Below are 237 nucleotides of genomic sequence, written 5' to 3'. Positions count from 1 at the left end.
GAGGCAGCAGTGGGGAATATTGGACAATGGGCGAAAGCCTGATCCAGCCATGCCGCGTGTGTGAAGAAGGTCTTCGGATTGTAAAGCACTTTAAGTTGGGAGGAAGGGCTATTACCTAATACGTGATGGTTTTGACGTTACCGACAGAATAAGCACCGGCTAACTCTGTGCCAGCAGCCGCGGTAATACAGAGGGTGCAAGCGTTAATCGGAATTACTGGGCGTAAAGCGCGCGTAG

Annotated in this window: 1 rRNA gene; it reads left to right on the top strand. The window is 51.5% G+C overall.

Annotation, left to right across the window (positions count from 1 at the left end):
• Positions 1–237, top strand: a 16S ribosomal RNA gene (locus tag HCF10_RS31045); the annotation flags it as partial.

Source organism: Pseudomonas sp. B14(2022) (assembly GCF_012030485.1).
Lineage (GTDB): Bacteria > Pseudomonadota > Gammaproteobacteria > Pseudomonadales > Pseudomonadaceae > Aquipseudomonas.
Note: the sequence above shows the minus strand (reverse complement) of the source record. Positions and strands in the feature narration are given on the sequence as shown.